The following is a 1,015-nucleotide window of genomic DNA, read 5'->3' on the forward strand; positions in this document are numbered from 1 at the left end:
CGCTCGCCCGCATGCGCACCGCTCTCGAGGGGGTCCGCGACCAGCTGTCCGACGACACCTGGCGGCTGTTCGGCACCGCCGAGCGCGCCCTCGGCGCGCTGCGCTCGTCCGACCGCGGCCGGCAGATCGCCGACGCCGGCGAGCAGCTGCTCACGGGAGTCCTCGCCTTCCAGGGCGTCACCGCGAGCATGATGCGGGATTCCGGCTGGCACATGATCGAGGCGGGGCGCTACCTCGAGCGCGCGCTGCAGCTGTGCACCCTGCTCGACGCCGCGGTGGCGGCATCCCCGGCCGCTGAGCTCGACCGAAGGGTTCTCGAGGCGGTGCTCGGCGCCGCCGAGAGCGCGGTCACCTACCGACGCCGCTACCGCGGGCGCGCGCGCAGCGAGGGCGTGCTCGAGCTGCTCCTCGGGGCGCCCGACAACCCGCGTTCCCTCGTCTTCGCGCTCGCGCGGCTGCGCTTCCATCTCGGCGCGCTACCGCTGTCCACCGGCTCGACGCGGCCCGAGCGCCTCGTCGACGAGTTCAGCGCCGCCGTCGCGGTCGCCGACGCGTACGAGCTCGCCCAGGCGCGCGACGGCGAGCGCACGGCCCTCGCCGGATTCCTCAGCGAGGCATCCGCGCAGCTCACCCAGATCTCGGACGCGATCGCCGAGCTGCATCTCGCGGGCGGTCCACCGCGGCAGCCGCTCGCCGCCAGATCGTTCGTCGAGGTGATGAGGTGAGCATGAGGTACCGCGTCTCGCACCGCACCGAGTACGCCTATGACGATGTCGTGAGCGACAGCCTCGGCGTCGCGCACCTCGTGCCGCGGCAGCTGCCCTGGCAAGAGGTGCATTCGCACTCCCTGGTCATCGACCCGGTGCCCGGCGACGTCTCGCAGCAGACCGACTACTTCGGCAACGCGCTCAGCTACTTCCACGTCACCTCGGGGCACGAGCAGCTGGTCGTCGAGGCGACGAGCGACGTCACGGCGATGACCCCGTGGTACGACCAGGCGGCGCTCGAGGCGCCG

The 1,015-nt window shown here is 72.8% G+C and carries 2 protein-coding genes; both read left to right on the forward strand.

Features of this window, described 5'->3' with window-relative positions:
- On the forward strand, window positions 1–725 hold a 725-nt coding region (locus tag ACM2XV_RS15580), incomplete at its 5' end, for an alpha-E domain-containing protein (protein ID WP_487027613.1).
- A gap of 2 nt (window positions 726–727) precedes the next feature.
- The coding region (locus ACM2XV_RS15585; protein ID WP_487027614.1) for a transglutaminase N-terminal domain-containing protein at window positions 728–1,015 on the forward strand (288 nt) is incomplete at its 3' end.

It is taken from the genome of Gryllotalpicola sp. CP2-P1 (assembly GCF_057512245.1).